Origin of the sequence: Bradyrhizobium sp. LCT2 (assembly GCF_009931255.1) — a bacterium.
GTDB lineage: Bacteria > Pseudomonadota > Alphaproteobacteria > Rhizobiales > Xanthobacteraceae > Bradyrhizobium > Bradyrhizobium diazoefficiens.
In genome coordinates this window covers 8,655,256-8,671,371 of the sequence record NZ_CP034432.1, presented here as the reverse complement: position 1 = coordinate 8,671,371, position 16,116 = coordinate 8,655,256, and the positions used below count along the sequence as shown (strand labels likewise).

Here is a 16,116-nt window from a genome sequence, read left to right as displayed (position 1 = left end):
AGACAGCGTCATGGCCTATCTCGAGCTCGATCGGGTCGCCAAGCAGTTCGGAGCACAGACTGTGGTCGATGACTTCAGTCTGTCGGTGGGGAAGGGGGAGTTCATCTCCTTCCTCGGCCCGTCCGGCTGCGGCAAGACCACGACCCTGCAGATGATCGCGGGCTTCCTCGATCCCACGCGCGGCGCGATTCGCCTCGAGGGCAAGGACCTGACCGCGATCCATCCGGCCAGGCGTGGCCTCGGCATCGTGTTCCAGAGCTACGCGCTGTTTCCGCACATGACCGCGGCGGAGAACGTCGCCTTCGGCCTCGAGATGCGCAAGGTGCCGCGCGCCGAAAGGGCCGAGCGCGTTCGCGCCGCGCTCGCGATGGTCGGCCTCGCCGGCTACGAGGATCGCCATCCGCGCCGCATGTCCGGCGGCCAGCAGCAGCGCGTGGCGCTGGCGCGTGCGCTGGTGATCAAGCCGAGCGTGCTGCTGCTCGACGAGCCGCTGTCGAACCTCGATGCCAAGCTGCGCGAGGAGATGCAGATCGAGCTGCGCCAGATCCAGCGCACCATCGGCACCACCACGATCCTGGTCACGCACGACCAGAACGAGGCGATGTCGCTGTCCGACCGCATCGTGGTGATGAGCCAGGGCAAGATCGAGCAGATCGGCACGCCGCAGGAGACCTATGAGAAGCCGGCCTCGGCCTTCGTCTCGCAGTTTCTCGGCAAGACCAACGACTTTGCCGCGACGATCGATCGGGCCACGGCGCCCGCGAAGCTGGTGGCGGGCTCCTGGAGCGCGCCGGCACCAGTTGGCCTCAGCGGTCCCGTCACCGTCAGCATTCGGCCCGAGCGGATCGGTTTTGGCGATGCGGGCCTCAGCGCAAAGATCGTCACGCGCATTTTCCAGGGCAATCACTGGCTGTTCCAGTGCGACAGCGAATGCGGTCCTGCGATCGTGATCCGCCAGAATGACGGCCAGTCACAGCCGGCCGAAGGCGAGACCGTTCGTCTTGCCTGGCGACCTGAGGACATGAGCGTGCGCGGAGCTGCCGCATGAGTGCGGTCGCAGACACGGCTCCGCCGGGGGCCGCCGATGCGCGCATCGCACGCGCGCCATGGGTACTCTCCGCGCCCGCCTTGATGCTGTTCGTCGGCGTGCTGCTGATTCCGCTCGCGATGACCGTGATGCTGTCGTTCCACGATTGGGGCCAGTACAAGGGCATTGAGCCGGTCTTCATCCTGAAGAACTGGCACGAGATCGCGACCGATCCCTACTACGCCGAAATGTTCTGGCGGACGTTTCGCATCGCGATCCTGACGACTCTCCTCACTGCCCTGCTAGGTGCGCCCGAAGCCTACATCCTCAACCGCATGAGCGGACGCTGGAAGAGCTTCTTCCTGCTCGTCATCCTCGGACCGCTGCTGATCTCCGTGGTGGCGAGGACGCTCGGCTGGGCGCTGCTGTTCGGCGGCAACAACGGGCTCGTCAACAAGCTCCTGATGTCGGCCGGGCTGATCCGTGCACCGATTCCCTTCATGTTCACCGAGACCGGCATGGTGATCGCGCTGGCGCATGTGATGATGCCGTTCATGGTGCTGTCGGTGTGGGCCGCGCTTCAGCGGCTCGATCCGCAGATCGAGAACGCCGCGATGTCGCTTGGTGCAGGTCCGATCACCACTATTCGCCGCATCATCATGCCGCAGATCATGCCGGGCGTGCTGTCGGGCGCGATCATCGTGTTCTCGCTCTCGGCCAGCGCCTTTGCGACGCCCGCGATTATCGGCGGCCGCCGGCTCAAGGTTGCGGCGACGCTGGCCTATGACGAGTTCCTGAACACGCTGAACTGGCCGCTCGGCGCGGCTGTCGCGACGCTGCTGCTGGTTGCGCTGGTCTTGATCGTCGTCGGCAGCAACGCCCTGATCGAGCGGCGTTACGCGGAGGTGTTCCGATGAGACGGAACGGCCCGCTGGCGCTGATCTTCCACACCGTCTTCGTCATCGTCATGGTGGCGCCGATCCTGGTGGTCTGCCTCGTCGCCTTCACGCCCGAAGGCTTCCTGTCGCTGCCGACCAACGGCTTTTCGCTGCGCTGGTTCAGGACCATCGCGAACTATCCTGAATTCATCCACGCCTTCTGGGTCAGCCTCGGCCTCGGTGCGCTGTCGTCCCTCGTGGCGCTCTTGTTCGCGGTGCCCGCGGCGCTCGCGATCGCGCGCTATCGCTTCCGCGGCCGCGATGCGCTGGCAGCGCTGTTCCTGTCGCCGCTGATGATCCCGCATGTCGTGCTCGGCATCGCCTTCCTCCGCTTCTTCACCTCGGCTGGCCTCGGCGGCAGCTTCGCGGCGCTGATCATCGCGCATGTCATCATCGTGTTTCCGTTCGCGCTGCGGCTGACGCTTGCGGCCGCGACCGGCATGGACCTTTCGGTCGAGATGGCGGCGGTCTCGCTCGGCGCCGGCGGCTGGACGCTGTTCCGCCGCGTGACCTTGCCGCTGATCCTGCCCGGCGTCATCAGCGGCTGGGCGCTGGCCTTCATCCAGTCCTTTGACGATCTCACCATGACCGTCTTCCTCGCGGCGCCCGGCACCGAGACGTTGCCGGTGCGCATGTTCCTTTATATCCAGGACAACATCGATCCGCTGGTGACGTCGGTCTCGGCCTGCGTGATCGCGATCACCATGACCGCCCTCATTCTGCTCGACCGCTTCTACGGGCTCGACCGTGTGCTCGCCGGCAAGGGCGATACGGGACGATAGGAGAACTCATGTCAGGAGAATACGACGTCGCCGTCGTCGGCGGCGGATTGCTCGGCTCCGCCATTGCCTGGGGCCTCGGCCGGCTCGGCAAGAAGGTCGCCGTGCTCGACGAAGGCGACATCACCAAGCGCGCCTCGCGCGCCAATTTTGCGCTGGTCTGGGTGCAGAGCAAGGGCCTGGGCATGCCGGCCTATACGGTGTGGACCGTGCAGGCGTCGCAGGCATGGGGCAGGCTTGCCTCCGAGCTGAAGCAGCAGACCGGCCTCGATGTCTCGCTGCAACAAAATGGCGGCTTCCATCTCACCCTCGGCGAGGACGAATTCGGCCAGCGCACCGAGCTCGTCAAGCGCATGCACAACCAGGTCGGCGCCGCCGACTACAAGATGGAGATGCTGCCGGCGTCCGAGGTGAAGAAGGCGCTGCCGCTGATCGGGCCGGAGGTTTCCGGTGGCAGCTATTGTCCGCTCGACGGCCACGTCAATTCGCTGCGCACGTTCCGCGCCTTCCACACCGGCTTTATGGCGTTCGGCATCGATTATCTTCCGGAGCGGCCGGTTTCGGCGATCAGCAAGAGCGGCGGCGAATTCCGCCTGACCACGCCGAAAGGCGAGCTTCGTGCCGCCAAGGTCGTGCTTGCCGCGGGCAATGCCAACCAGACGCTCGCGCCGATGGTCGGCCTCTACGCGCCGATGGGCCCGACCCGCGGCCAGATCGTGGTGACCGAACGCACCATGCCGTTCCTGCCGCATCCGCTGACCACGATCCGCCAGACCGACGAGGGCACGGTGATGATCGGCGACAGCAAGGAGGACGAGCTGGACGATCGCATGCTGAAGCATTCGATCAGCGCGGTGATGACCGATCGCGCGCAGCGCATGTTCCCGCATCTGTCGCGGCTCAACGTTATCAGAAGCTGGGCCGGCATCCGCGTCATGCCGCAGGACGGCTTTCCGATCTACGACCAGTCGGAAACGCATCCCGGCGCCTTCGTCGCCTGCTGCCATTCCGGCGTGACACTCGCCTCCAACCACGCCTTCGAGATCGCGCGCATGGTGGCGCAGGGCGCGCTCGAGCCGGAGCTGGTCGGCGCGTTCTCCGCGAGCCGTTTTGGCGGCGATGGCGCTGCGAACAACAGCGGCTACTAGAGATATCAAGGAGCCAAGAGGCATCCCATGTTTAGACGATCCGAACAGGACAAACGCCCGCAAGTGCAGATCTTCGTCGATGGCGTTGCCGTCGCGGCGCGCCAGGGCGACACCGTCTCCGCCGCGCTATTGGCCTCCGGCCAGGATGCACGGCGTTCCACCGCGGTGAGCGGCGCGCCGCGTCTGCCTTACTGCATGATGGGCGTGTGCTTCGACTGCCTCGTCACCATCGACGGGGTCGGCAACCGGCAGGGCTGCATCGTGCCCGTTGCCGAGGGCATGCAGATCGAGATCCAGAAGGGCAAGCGGGAGATCGGAAGATGACTGTGGCTCCCAAGCGCGAAGATTATGACGTCGTGGTGATTGGCGCCGGGCCCGCCGGCCTCGCCGCCGCCGCGACATCGGCCGAGGCTGGCCTGTCGACGCTGCTACTCGACGAGAATATCGGCCCCGGCGGCCAGGTGTTTCGCGCGATCGCTTCGGCGCCGGTGACAGAGCGCAGCCAGCTCGGTGCCGATTATTGGGCCGGCGCGGATCTCGTGCAGTCGCTGCGCGCGAGCAATGCCGAAGTCATCCAGCGTGCGACGGTCTGGAGCCTCGACCGCAATCTCGACATCGCCGTCTCTGTCGGTGGTGCTTCGGCCTTCGTCAAGGCAAAGCGTGTGATCCTGGCGACCGGCGCGCTGGAGCGGCCGTTCCCGATTCCCGGTTGGACGCTGCCAGGCGTGATGACCGCGGGTGCCGCGCAGACCATGCTGAAATCATCGGCGCTGGTGCCCGATGGCCGCACCGTGATCGCGGGGCAGGGGCCTCTGCTCTGGCTGCTCGCCGCGCAGATCCTTCGTCTCGGCGGCCGCATTGACCGCATCCTCGACACCACCGAGCGCGGCAATTATTTCGCGGCGCTGCCGCATGCCTTCGCCTTCCTGACCTCGCCCTATTTCGCCAAGGGCCTGTCGATGATGCGCGAGGTGAAGGCGAAGGTGCAGGTCGTCTCCGGCGTCACCGAGCTCTCCGCGTCGGGTGACGGCCAGCTTGCCAATGTGAGCTATGTCGCCGGAGGCAAGCGCGAGACGCTTCCCGTCGATCTTCTGCTGCTGCATCAGGGCGTCGTACCTAACGTCAATCTGGCGATGGCAGCCGGTGTCGAGCATCGTTGGGATGAGCTGCAATTGTGCTGGTCGCCGGTGCTCGATGTGAACGGCTCATCGTCGGTCGCCGGCATCGCGATCGCCGGCGACGGCGCCGGCATTGGCGGTGCCAATGCCGCCGTGGTCCGTGGCCGCATCGCGGCGCGCGCGGCGGTGGAAGCGTTGGCGCCCGCGGCTGCCGCGAAGCTCGCATCGATGGCGACGCTCCGCGCCGCTCTCGCCCAGGCCGAGCGCGGCCGCGCTTTTCTCGACACGCTGTTCCGCCCGGCGCCGCAGTTCCGCATTCCCTCGGGCGATACCATCGTCTGCCGCTGCGAGGAGGTGACCGCGAAGGATGTTCTCGATTCCGTCGCGATCGGCGCGACCGGGCCGAACCAGCTCAAGGCCTATCGCCGCACCGGCATGGGCCCGTGCCAGGGCCGGCTCTGCGGCCTCACCGTCACCGAGCTGATGGCGCAGGCCCGGGCCAAGAGCCCGCAGGAGATCGGCTATTACCGGCTGCGTGCGCCAGTGAAGCCGATCACGCTCGCCGAGCTTGCCGCCGTTCCCAAGACCGAGGACGACGTCAAGGCCGTGGTGCGCGGATGACTGGAAACGTGGATGCGATCGTCATTGGCGGCGGCATCCACGGATGCTCGACCACGCTGCATCTGTGCCTCGCCGGCCTGAAGCCGGTGCTGATCGAGAAGGATTATGCGGGCCGGCATGCTTCCGGCGTCAATGCCGGCGGCGTGCGCCAGCTTGCGCGGCACGTCCCGGAGATCCCGCTCTCGATCCGCTCGATGGGGATCTGGGAGAAGATCACCGATCTCCTCGACGACGATTGCAGCTTCGAGAGCCACGGCCAGGTGCTGGTCGCCGAGAACGAGGAAGAGCTCGCGGTCTGCCGCGCGCGCGTCGCCGAGCTCAATGCGCTCGGCTTCACCCATGAAGAGCTGATCGACGCCACCGAACTTCGCCGCCTCGTGCCTGCGGTGGCCGAGACCTGCCCCGGCGGCGTGGTCTCGCGCCGTGACGGCGCGGCCAATCCTGCGCAAACGACGACCGCGTTCCGCCGCAAGGCCGAACAGCTCGGCGCGACCGTGCGCGAGGGCGTGGCGGCCAGCAACATCCGCTACAACGACGGCCTCTGGTATGTCGATGTCGGCTCCGACACCTACGCCGCGCCGGTGCTGGTCAACGCTGCCGGCGCCTGGGCCGGGACAATCGCGGCTGCGCTCGGCGAGCCGGTGCCGGTCGAAACCGTGGCCCCGATGCTGATGATCACCTCGCGCGTGCCGCACTTCATCGATCCCGTCGTGATCCTGCGCGGCCGCAAGCTGTCCTTCAAGCAGTTCTCGAACGGCACCGTGCTGATCGGCGGCGGGCATCTCGCGACGCCCTATCAGGACCGCAATGAGACGGTGCTGGACTGGAAGAGCCTCGCGATCAGCGCGCGCACCGTGTTCGAGCTGTTTCCGGTGATGCGCAACGCGACGATCGTTCGTGCCTGGGCCGGTATCGAAGCCAAGATGAAGGACGACATCCCCGTGTTCGGGCCGAGTTCGCGGCACAAGGGCCTCTATCACCAGTTCGGCTTCTCGCTGCACGGCTTCCAGCTCGGTCCCGGCGCCGGGGCCGTGATGGCGGAGCTGATCGTCAACGGTGGCACCCAGACCCGCATCGGCGATCTCGGCATCGACCGTTTCCACCCTTCCACGCTCTAGCAACAAGAGGACATCATGAGCATCACCCGCAGCATCCGCACGCCCATCATGCACCGCGCCGTCGAGGCCAACGGCTTCGTCTTCCTCGGCGGCACCATCGCCGACGACACGTCGGTTTCCATGGGCGATCAGACCCGCAATATTCTCGGCAAGATCGCCGGCTATCTGAAAGAGGCCGGCACCGACAAGAGCCGCGTCGTCAGCGCCTCGATTTTCGTCACGGATCTTTCCAAGAAGAAGGAGATGGACGCGGCCTGGACCGAGTTCTTTGGCGACAATCTGCCGACCCGCGCCACCGTCGGCGTCGCCGATCTCGGCGGCAGCGCGTTGATCGAAGTCGTGGTCACCGCGCTCAAGGGTTGACGGCATCCGCCGACGGGGGACGGCAGCGCACGACGCGCTGTCGTCCCCTTGGCTTGATCTTGCTCGCCTTCCGGACTAGTTAGAGGCATCTCGATCAGGAACTTCGCAGCCATGGACTTTACCCCGACCGCAACGCCGATCCGCCTTGCTCACGGGGAATTCCATGCCTGCTTCCATCATCCTGTCGAACCTGTCGCTGTCCACGCCTGACGGCCGTTCTCTTTTTTCCAGTATCGATCTGTCATTCGCGGCCGAGCGAACCGGTCTCGTCGGCCGCAACGGCGTCGGCAAATCGACGCTGCTGGCGTCGATTTGCCGGGAACATGTTCCCACGTCGGGGCGCATTCTGACCAACGGAACCGTCGGCCTGCTGCGCCAGGACGTTCAACTGCTTGCGGGCGCGACCGTGGCCGATCTGTTCGGCGTGCGGGAAGCGCTGAAGCTGCTTGGCCGCGCGGCGCGGGGCGATGCCTCCGCCGACGACATCGCTGCGATCGACTGGACTCTCGAAGCACGGCTCGCGTCCGCGCTGGCGCGCGTCGGGTTCGATCTTGCCCCTGATACGGAGCTGTCCTGCCTGTCCGGCGGCCAGATGACGCGGGTTCGTCTTGCCGCGCTGGTGTTCGCCGAGCCCGACTTCCTGCTGCTGGATGAGCCCACCAACAACCTCGATCAGGCTGGACGCAGGGCCGTGATCGATCTCCTCGCCGCCTGGCGCGGCGGTGCGATCGTCATCAGCCACGATCGGGGCCTGCTCGAAACCATGGACGCGATCGTCGAGTTGACGTCGCTCGGAGCAACGCGATACGGCGGTAATTGGAGCCGGTACCGCGAGCAGAAGGCCGTCGAGCTCGCTGCCGTCAGGCACGACCTTGCTTATGCCGAGAAGCGGCTGTCCGAGATCGACGGCAAGGCGCAGGAGTCCATGGAGAGGAAGGCGCGCAAGGACAGCGGCGGCAGGAAGAAGCGTGCCAAGGGCGACATGCCGCGCATCCTGGCTGGCGCGCGCAAGGATCGCAGCGAGGACACCGGCGGAAAGACGGCGCAAGTTGCCGAGCGGCGGCGCGCGGAAGCGCTCGAGGCCGTCGACACGGCGCGCCGCCGCGTCGAGATTCTCCAGCCGTTGTCCGTGAGGTTGCCGTCGACAAACCTGCCGGCGGGCAGGGAGGTGGTTTGGCTCGATCGGGTCAGCGCCGGCTATCATCCGGAGCGCGCGATCCTGCGGGATCTGTCGTTCGCGATCGTCGGGCCACAGCGTGTGGCGGTGGTCGGGCCAAATGGTTCAGGCAAGACGACGCTGCTGAGGCTCATTGCCGGCGAGATGTGTCCCCTTGTGGGCACGGTGAGGGTCAAGCCCGACTTCGCGCTGTTCGACCAGACGGTCAGCCTGCTCGATCCCGCGATCTCGATCCTGGACAATTTCAGGCGCCTCAATCCAGAGGCGGGCATGAATGCGTGCCATGCCGCCCTTGCGCGCTTCATGTTTCGCGCCGACGCTGCCTTGCAGATCGCCGGGAGCCTGAGCGGCGGACAGCTGCTTCGTGCCGGCCTTGCTTGCGTGTTCGGCGGGGCGACGCCGCCCTCACTGCTGATCCTGGACGAGCCGACCAACCATCTGGACATCGCGTCCATCGAAGCCGTCGAAGCGGGCTTGCGGGCCTATGATGGCGCGTTGCTCGTCGTCAGTCATGACGAGGCATTCTTGCAGGCGATAAGAATTACGCGGCGGCTCGATTTGGCCGCCGAGGTGCCTGGCGCCGATGGCCGGATCCTCTGATCCCGCCTCGCCGTCCGGATATCGCGGAGATTTTCAAAAGCCCGACGCCCTGCCCCCAGCGCGTCGGGCGGAAAGATTGACTATCAATCGGTAATCCCAATGCCATTGTTGTGACGCGTATCTCACTATTTTTCCACTCCGGGAAACTACCGCGTCGAACCGGGTTGCTCCTGCCGTCGATCCGTGTCGCTTTACGCGCTGCCGCCCGGTTCCAGCGCCTCGCCGATCTCCAGCGGATGGGCCATGGTCTCGTGCAGCGCGTCGCGGTCGAGCTCGCCCTCGGAGATGCTGATGACGACGCAGGCGACGCCGTTGCCGATCAGATTGGTCAGCGCGCGGCACTCGCTCATGAACTTGTCGATGCCGACCAGGATCGCGATGGACTGGATCGGGATGTCTGGCACGATCGAGAGCGTCGCGGCGAGCGTGATGAAGCCGGCGCCGGTCACGCCCGAGGCGCCCTTCGAGGTGATCATGGCGATGCCGAGGATGCCGAGCTCCTGCCAGATCGTCAGATGCGTGTTGGTCGCCTGCGCCAGAAACAGCGTTGCCAGCGTCATGTAGATGTTGGTGCCGTCGAGGTTGAAGCTGTAGCCGGTCGGGATGACAAGGCCGACCACCGAGCGGGAGGCGCCGAGATGCTCCATCTTCTGGATCATCTGCGGCAGCACAGTCTCCGACGACGACGTGCCGAGCACGATCAGCAGCTCGTCCTTGATGTAGGCGATGAAGCGCAGGATCGAGAAGCCGGCGAGCCGGGCGATTGCGCCCAACACGATCAGCACGAACAGGATGCTGGTGAGATAGAACGTGCCGATCAGCGCGGCGAGGTTGAGCAGCGAGCCGAGGCCGTAGGCGCCGACGGTGAACGCCATCGCGCCGAAGGCGCCAACGGGAGCGACGCGCACGATGATGCGGATGATGCCGAAGAACATCTTCGCGGCCTTGTCGATCGCATCCGCGATCGGCTCGCCGGCCTTGCCGAGGAAGGCGATGGCGAAGCCCGAGAGGATCGAGATCAGCAGCACCTGGAGTAAATCGCCTCGTGCGATGGCGCCCACATAGCTGTCGGGGATGATCGCCATCAGATGGGCGACGATGCCTTCCTCCTTGGCCTTGGTGACGTAGGTCGCGACAGATTTCGGGTCGATCGTGGCGGGATCGATGTTGAAGCCGTGTCCGGGCTGGAGCACCTCGCCGACCAAGAGGCCGACCGCGAGCGCGACGGTCGAGACCGATTCGAAGTAGATCAGCGACTTCAGCCCGACCCGGCCGACACGCTTGAGATCGCCCATCGAGGAGATGCCGTGCACCACGGTGCAGAAGATCACCGGCGCGATCATCATCTTGATCAGCGCGATGAAGCCGTCGCCGAGCGGCTTCAGCTCCTTGCCGAAATCGGGATAGAAATAGCCGATGAGCACTCCGAGCACGATCGCGATCAGCACCTGGATGTAGAGGATCTTGTACCAGGGCTGATGCCGGCGACGGATGGCTGGCTGGATCGCGATCTGTGTCATATGATGAGCCCGGAACGCATTGATTTTGCAAGATTTGAATCTTGCATGACTCGCATCATGTGATGGCCGCCGCAGAAGCGACAATCACATTTTTGTCGGATCGCACGAAGATCAATCGCTGCACCGCAACGGGGGGAGCATGGCAACCACGACAGGCTCGGACGAGCAGACGCAGGGCTATTTTCCGCGCTGGAAACTCAAGACCTCGGGCGTGATCATGCCGGAGGAGCGGCTGTCATGGGGCCAGACCATCGTCTCCGGTCTGCAGCATTGCGTGGCGATGTCGGGCTCGACGATCATCGCGCCGCTGCTGATGGGGTTCGATCCCAATGTTGCGGTCCTGTTCTCCGGCGTCGGCACGTTGATCTTCTTCGTCATCGTCGCCGGACGCGTGCCGAGCTATCTCGGATCGAGCTTCGCCTTCATCGCCGTCGTCCTCGCCGCCACGGGCTATGCCGGGCAGGGGCCGAACCCGAACATCTCCGTTGCGCTCGGCGGCATTGTCGGAGCCGGGGTGCTCTACGGCGCGATTGCGCTGATCGTGATGTGGTCGGGCGTCGGCTGGGTCGAGCGCCTGATGCCGCCGGCCGTCACCGGCGCCGTTGTCGCCGCGATCGGTCTCAACCTCGCGCCGGTCGCGGTCAAGGCGGTGAGCGCCAATGCGTTCGACACCTGGATCGGGCTTGCGACCGTTCTCATCATCGGCGTGGTCGCCGTTGCAGCTCCAGGCCTGTGGCGCCGCCTGCCGATCATCCTCGGGGCGATCGGCGGATATCTCTTGTATTTTCTGTTCGCGAACGGCCTCGGTTTCGGCAAGCCGATCGACTTCGCACAGCTCTCGGCCGCGTCGTGGCTCGGCCTGCCGAAATTCACCACGCCGACCTTCCAGGCCGATGCGATCTTTCTGATCGCGCCGGTTGCGGTCATCCTCGTCGCCGAGAACCTCGGGCACATCAAGGCCGTCGGTGCCATGACAGGCCGCAGCCTCGATGCCTATCTCGGCCGCGCCCTGTTCGCCGACAGCCTGGCCACGATCGTCGCAGCCTGCGGCGGAGGCACCGGCGTCACCACCTATGCCGAGAACATCGGCGTCATGGCGGCGACGAAGGTCTATTCGACGCTGCTGTTTGCCTTGGCGGCCACGGTGTCGATCCTGCTCGGCTTCTCGCCGAAATTCGGCGCGCTGATCCTGTCGATCCCGGGTCCCGTCATCGGCGGCCTCTCGATCGTGCTGTTCGGATTGATCGCGGCGATGGCCGGGCGGATCTGGGTCGAGAACAAGGTCGACTTCGCCAATCCCGCGAACCTGATTACCGTCGCCGTGGCGCTGACCGCGGGCGCGGGCGACCTCACGCTCAAATTCGGCGCGTTCACGATCGGCGGGATCGGAACCGCGACCTTCGGCGCCATCATCCTCTATCAGATCCTCACCTCTTCCCTCGCGCAACACGCGGAATGAATCCCAGGGCTGCGCTGGTGTGATGGAACAAAACGTCGTTTCCGTCGATGATGAGGCACTCCGGAGAAAGCTCATGCCACAGACCGACCGCTCGATCCCCTTTCCCTCGCGCCTCGTTGGCCAATACGCGCTGGTGACCGGCGCCTCGCAAGGCATCGGCCGTGCCGTTGCCGTCCGGCTCGCCCAGGAAGGCGCGACCGTCGCCATCAACTATTTCGATCACCCTGGGAAGGCCGAAGAGACGCTCGCGCTCGCGCGGACGGCATCGGGCGACCGTGGCCACGGCAGGCTCGATCATGTCATCGTCCAGGCTGACATCGGCAGCGAGCAGGACATCGCCGCGATGTTCGAGACCATCCTGGCGCGCTGGAAGCGCCTCGACTGTCTCGTCAACAATGCCGGCTTCCAGCGGGAATCGCCGAGCGATGCGCTCGACGTCGAAATCTATCGCCGCATCATCGACGTCAATCTCAACGGTGCCGTGCTCTGCGCGCAGAAGGCGCTGGCGCATTTCGTCGCGCGCGGCGGAGGCGGCAGCATCATCAATTGCTCCAGCGTCCACCAGATCATTCCGAAGCCCGGCTATCTCGCTTATTCGATCAGCAAGGGCGGCCTGGCCAACCTCACGCGCACGCTGGCGCTCGAATTCGCGAAGCACGGCATCCGTGTCAATGCGGTAGGTCCGGGCGCGATCGACACGCCGATCAACGCGACCTGGACGGGCGACCCGGAAAAGCGCGGCGTCGTCACCAGCCATATTCCGCTCGGCCGCGTCGGCACGCCGGAAGAGATCGCCGCCGTGTTCGCCTTCCTTGCTTCAGACGATGCGAGCTACATCACCGGGCAGACGATCTATGCCTGCGGGGGCCTGACCATGTTCCCCGAGTTTCGCGAGAACTGGGCAAGCTAGAAACGTGGGCTCACGGACGAAGCCACGAACTCTTCACCCTCGTGCCGATCGCTTCAGAAATCTCCTGCGAGCAGGTCGTAGGAGCCTCTGCTGCCGCGCACATACTTCCTGGCCGCGGTGGCACATATCAAGTCGCGATTGCAATCGAACGCGTTCAGGAGTCCCGATTCGGTCGCATGGACGCCCGGTTGAATCCGCATCAACGCGCCTTCATCGATGAAGAACGAGGCCTCGATGGCGCTGTCGTGTCCCCAGAACCGCACGGCATGGCGTGTCCGGTCATATGAGCGACTGTGATTTGGAAAATCAATCATGGTTCGGGCCGATCAGGTTGCAGGTGCCGTGCGCCTTCACGCCGTTTGAGCCGGGGGCACGCTGGGTGGCCGACGCTCGGCTTGCGTACGTCAGGTACACGGACGTTTCGTCGAGACCTGACAAGAGCGAACCGGTTGCGCCTCTTTCAAATGATGATCTGGCGACAAGGATACAACCCGGTTCGATGCTGCTCGCGACAAATAGTTCGTCGCAAACCTCGCTATTCGGCGAAAGGTGACTATATCCCGTCGATCACCGCTCGCCCCTCGGCCGTTATCGGTGACTGAGAGCATTGCGCTCCCGCCGCGACCAAGAGGCGGTCAATATGTCGGTTTCCCCCGGATTCACCCTTCGCGAGTGGCTCGTACCTCCGGTCTTGCTGCCCATCTTCTTCGTGCTGGTGATCGCCGTTTCGATGCTGATTCAATGGTAGTCGGTTTCGGCGCGCCTTCGCCGTCGGATCAGGCAAGCACCTCATCGGATTCAATTCAGCCGTCGGTGGGTTGCGAGTTGAACTCGAGGGCGATCGACGCCCTCCGTCGAGCTCGCGAGATGCCGTCGGGTGACAAACGTACGGCGGCAATGCGCAGGGCCGCGATTCTCGGAAATGCCGCTGAAATCCTCGCGTATTTCTCGACAACGAAGGCACCCAAGCAAGATCACGACGCCGCTGAAATCCCGCCTTCGTGACGGAGCGTTCCACTGAAACCAGGTCCGGCAGCAACCCTCGTGACACAGCCGCCAATGCTCGAGATCGATCTCCGCACGGGCCAGCACCTCGGCGGCGGAGAATCGCATGAGGATGCTCTGGCGGCAGAGAATGTCAGCCTGCGGCTTCTCCTTGCCCAGGCCGAGATCAACACAAGGGGCCTGCTTGCCAGGGCGGGCATCGACGCCAGGGAGCGAGAGACGTCCGAGAAGCTGCAAAAGCTGATCCTTGAAGAGCTGCACCACCGCATCAAGAACACGCTCGCGACCGTCTCGGCCATTGTCTCCCAGAGCTTGCGCGGCGAGCAAGGCTTGGCGCACGCACAGCAGGCTATCGCGGGGCGGCTGCTTGCGCTTGGCCGGGCGCACGATCTCCTCGTGCGGGCGAGCTGGTCGAGCGCCGACCTCGGGGCGGTCGTCCGCAGCGCCGTCGAAGCTTTCGACGATCCTGCTGAATCGAAGTTCTCGATTTCGGGGCCCGATCTCCGGATCAATTCGGGTGCCGTGGTCGCGGTCGCGATGACGCTCAATGAGCTTTGCACGAACGCCACGAAGTATGGAGCCTTTTCCGCTCCAAAGGGGTGCGTCGATCTCCACTGGACGATCGATCCGCAGACGCAACGCTTGCGCCTGACCTGGATCGAGAAGAATGGTCCGGTGATCCAGTCACGCGCAAAGCGCAGCTTCGGAACGCGATTGATCGAGACGCTGGGTCGCGAACTCCAGGGCGACGTGCAATTGACCTACGCGGAGAGGGGCTTCGCGTACACGTTCGACGCTCCATTGGCTTCTCTGAGTGTCCCGATGCCGGCCTAGCCGGCAGGCTGAAATACGCCGAGACTTTCAACGAAAGGAGGCGGCATGTTCAAATTTCTACAGTATCGTGCAAGAGCGGCCGCGTATGGCGAACTGGCCAGGAGTTCGCCCGGCAAGGATGATACCCGCAAATTCGAAAAACTGCAGGACAGCCTTGCATCGCGCGCGGACAACGAGCAGGTCCTCGCGGACCAATACGTGGATGCCGTGAACGCCGGGGGGACGGAGCGACTGCGCGGCGCAGCCCTGGCGGCGGAGGAAGAGCGTGTCTTGCGGTGTCTCGGCGCGGCCGTCATCATGCAATGGAATTCCCTGCCGACGACGCTTCAGCGGGAGATCTTCGACACCGCCGGATCGGTCGGAACATTGTTGGACACGGCGGCGCTCCGTGGGCAGATAGCCCGGTTTCTTCACAAGCACAGGCATGACACCGATCCCAGCAGGATCTGACGGGTGATGTGTTCGGGGCAGAACAAACGGGTGCGCGAGCATTCGCCGCCGGCATTTCTCCGGCGCGGATCAACCCGTCGCCGGCTTCGATCCGCCGGTCCGGGAGTGATCTGGCAAAATGTCGCGGCGCGGACTACATCTGCGCCATGTCAAATGCTCCGCTGGCAAACCAACCGCTCCAGGATTTCGTCGCCCGGCACCAACGTCTGTTCGTGCTGACCGGCGCCGGCTGCAGCACCAATTCGGGCATTCCCGATTATCGCGACAGCCATGGCAACTGGAAGCGGACCCAGCCGGTCAATTTCCAGGCCTTCATGTCGGAGGAGCACACGCGCCGGCGCTATTGGGCACGCAGCCTGATCGGCTGGCGGCGGTTCGGTCAGGCGAGGCCGAACGATGCGCACCATGCGCTGGCCCGGCTCGAGGCGAACGGGCGGTGCGGGATGCTGCTGACCCAGAATGTCGACCGGCTGCATCAATCCGCCGGCCACCGGCAGGTGATCGACCTGCATGGTCGGCTCGATCTGGTCCGCTGCATGGGTTGCGGGGCGAAGACGCCGCGGAGCGAATTCCAGGATACGCTTGGCCGCGCCAACGCAGAATGGCTCGCGCTCGATGCCGCGGATGCGCCTGATGGCGATGCCGATCTGGAGCACGCGGATTTTTCGTCGTTCAAGGTGCTCGCCTGCGAAGCCTGCGGCGGCATCCTCAAGCCCGACGTCGTGTTCTTCGGCGAGAACGTGCCGCGCGACGTCGTCGCCACCGCGCAGGACCATCTGTCGCAGGCTGACGCGATGCTGATCGTCGGCTCCTCGCTGATGGTCTATTCCGGTTTCCGCTTCGTGCAGGCTGCCGCGCAGCGGCAGATCCCGATCGCCGCGGTCAATCTCGGGCGCACCCGCGCCGACGATCTCCTGACGCTCAAGGTCGAGGAGCGCTGCGAAGCGGCGCTTGCATTCCTGCTCTGATCGCGTGCGGGGCGAACACGCCTTGCCTATTGCATGGGTGCCAAGCAGAATAGCCGGGCGCGGCGTTGCCGGCATGCCTGA

Annotated in this window: 16 protein-coding genes; 14 read left to right on the top strand and 2 right to left on the bottom strand. The window is 65.0% G+C overall.

The window, feature by feature from the left end; all coding sequences use genetic code 11:
* The first annotated feature begins 10 nt into the window (after window positions 1-10).
* The 9 genes from EI171_RS40960 (at window position 11) to EI171_RS40920 (ending at window position 8,889) form a co-directional block, all read left to right on the top strand.
* Window positions 11-1,048 carry an ABC transporter ATP-binding protein gene (locus tag EI171_RS40960; protein WP_060910221.1) on the top strand — a complete coding sequence of 346 codons (1,038 nt, stop codon included), beginning with the start codon at window positions 11-13 and terminating at the stop codon, window positions 1,046-1,048.
* On the top strand, window positions 1,045-1,944 hold the full coding sequence (locus tag EI171_RS40955) for an ABC transporter permease (protein WP_011089930.1): 900 nt from the start codon (window positions 1,045-1,047) through the stop codon (window positions 1,942-1,944). Before EI171_RS40960 ends, EI171_RS40955 begins: the two co-directional genes overlap by 4 nt.
* Window positions 1,941-2,747: an ABC transporter permease gene (locus EI171_RS40950; protein ID WP_011089929.1), complete on the top strand. Its 807-nt coding sequence runs from the start codon at window positions 1,941-1,943 to the stop codon at window positions 2,745-2,747. The genes EI171_RS40955 and EI171_RS40950 overlap by 4 nt, the downstream gene beginning before the upstream one ends.
* Window positions 2,748-2,755: 8 nt before the next feature.
* Window positions 2,756-3,892 carry an FAD-binding oxidoreductase gene (locus EI171_RS40945; RefSeq protein ID WP_161536572.1) on the top strand — a complete coding sequence of 379 codons (1,137 nt, stop codon included), beginning with the start codon at window positions 2,756-2,758 and terminating at the stop codon, window positions 3,890-3,892.
* 27 nt (window positions 3,893-3,919) lie between these two features.
* Window positions 3,920-4,216 carry a (2Fe-2S)-binding protein gene (locus EI171_RS40940; RefSeq protein ID WP_011089927.1) on the top strand — a complete coding sequence of 99 codons (297 nt, stop codon included), beginning with the start codon at window positions 3,920-3,922 and terminating at the stop codon, window positions 4,214-4,216.
* Complete coding sequence (locus tag EI171_RS40935; RefSeq protein ID WP_161536571.1) at window positions 4,213-5,631, top strand: NAD(P)/FAD-dependent oxidoreductase; 1,419 nt, start codon at window positions 4,213-4,215, stop codon at window positions 5,629-5,631. Before EI171_RS40940 ends, EI171_RS40935 begins: the two co-directional genes overlap by 4 nt.
* A complete protein-coding gene (locus tag EI171_RS40930; protein ID WP_161536570.1) occupies window positions 5,628-6,749 on the top strand; it encodes an FAD-binding oxidoreductase in 1,122 nt (373 codons plus the stop codon). Before EI171_RS40935 ends, EI171_RS40930 begins: the two co-directional genes overlap by 4 nt.
* A 15-nt stretch (window positions 6,750-6,764) precedes the next feature.
* Window positions 6,765-7,112 (top strand): RidA family protein, encoded by a 348-nt coding sequence (locus EI171_RS40925; RefSeq protein ID WP_027545617.1) that lies wholly within the window; start codon window positions 6,765-6,767, stop codon window positions 7,110-7,112.
* Window positions 7,113-7,275: 163 nt separating this feature from the next.
* Entirely contained in the window at window positions 7,276-8,889 is a 1,614-nt protein-coding gene (locus EI171_RS40920; RefSeq protein ID WP_161536569.1) for an ABC-F family ATP-binding cassette domain-containing protein, read from the top strand.
* Window positions 8,890-9,080: 191 nt separating this feature from the next.
* On the opposite strand, the gene EI171_RS40915 is transcribed toward EI171_RS40920, so the two are convergent.
* Window positions 9,081-10,409: a dicarboxylate/amino acid:cation symporter gene (locus EI171_RS40915; protein WP_028172985.1), complete on the bottom strand. Its 1,329-nt coding sequence runs from the start codon at window positions 10,407-10,409 to the stop codon at window positions 9,081-9,083.
* Between the two features lie 139 nt (window positions 10,410-10,548).
* On the opposite strand from EI171_RS40915, the gene EI171_RS40910 reads away from it, so the two are divergent.
* Together EI171_RS40910 and EI171_RS40905 are read left to right on the top strand one after the other, a co-directional pair.
* Window positions 10,549-11,868 (top strand): solute carrier family 23 protein, encoded by a 1,320-nt coding sequence (locus EI171_RS40910; RefSeq protein WP_161536568.1) that lies wholly within the window; start codon window positions 10,549-10,551, stop codon window positions 11,866-11,868.
* A 73-nt stretch (window positions 11,869-11,941) separates the two neighbouring features.
* Entirely contained in the window at window positions 11,942-12,778 is an 837-nt protein-coding gene (locus EI171_RS40905; RefSeq protein ID WP_161536567.1) for an SDR family oxidoreductase, read from the top strand.
* 53 nt (window positions 12,779-12,831) lie between these two features.
* Here EI171_RS40905 and EI171_RS40900 read toward each other — a convergent pair whose 3' ends face one another.
* Window positions 12,832-13,092, bottom strand: coding sequence for a DUF1488 domain-containing protein (locus tag EI171_RS40900; protein WP_161536566.1), 261 nt, complete (start codon window positions 13,090-13,092; stop codon window positions 12,832-12,834).
* Between the two features lie 745 nt (window positions 13,093-13,837).
* Between EI171_RS40900 and EI171_RS40895 the strand changes: the two genes are divergently transcribed.
* From EI171_RS40895 to EI171_RS40885, 3 genes are all read left to right on the top strand, one after another.
* Window positions 13,838-14,617, top strand: coding sequence for a sensor histidine kinase (locus EI171_RS40895; protein ID WP_060910231.1), 780 nt, complete (start codon window positions 13,838-13,840; stop codon window positions 14,615-14,617).
* A gap of 45 nt (window positions 14,618-14,662) precedes the next feature.
* Entirely contained in the window at window positions 14,663-15,067 is a 405-nt protein-coding gene (locus EI171_RS40890) for a hypothetical protein (protein WP_161536565.1), read from the top strand.
* Between the two features lie 146 nt (window positions 15,068-15,213).
* Entirely contained in the window at window positions 15,214-16,035 is an 822-nt protein-coding gene (locus EI171_RS40885) for an NAD-dependent protein deacetylase (RefSeq protein ID WP_161536564.1), read from the top strand.
* Window positions 16,036-16,116: the final 81 nt, after the last annotated feature.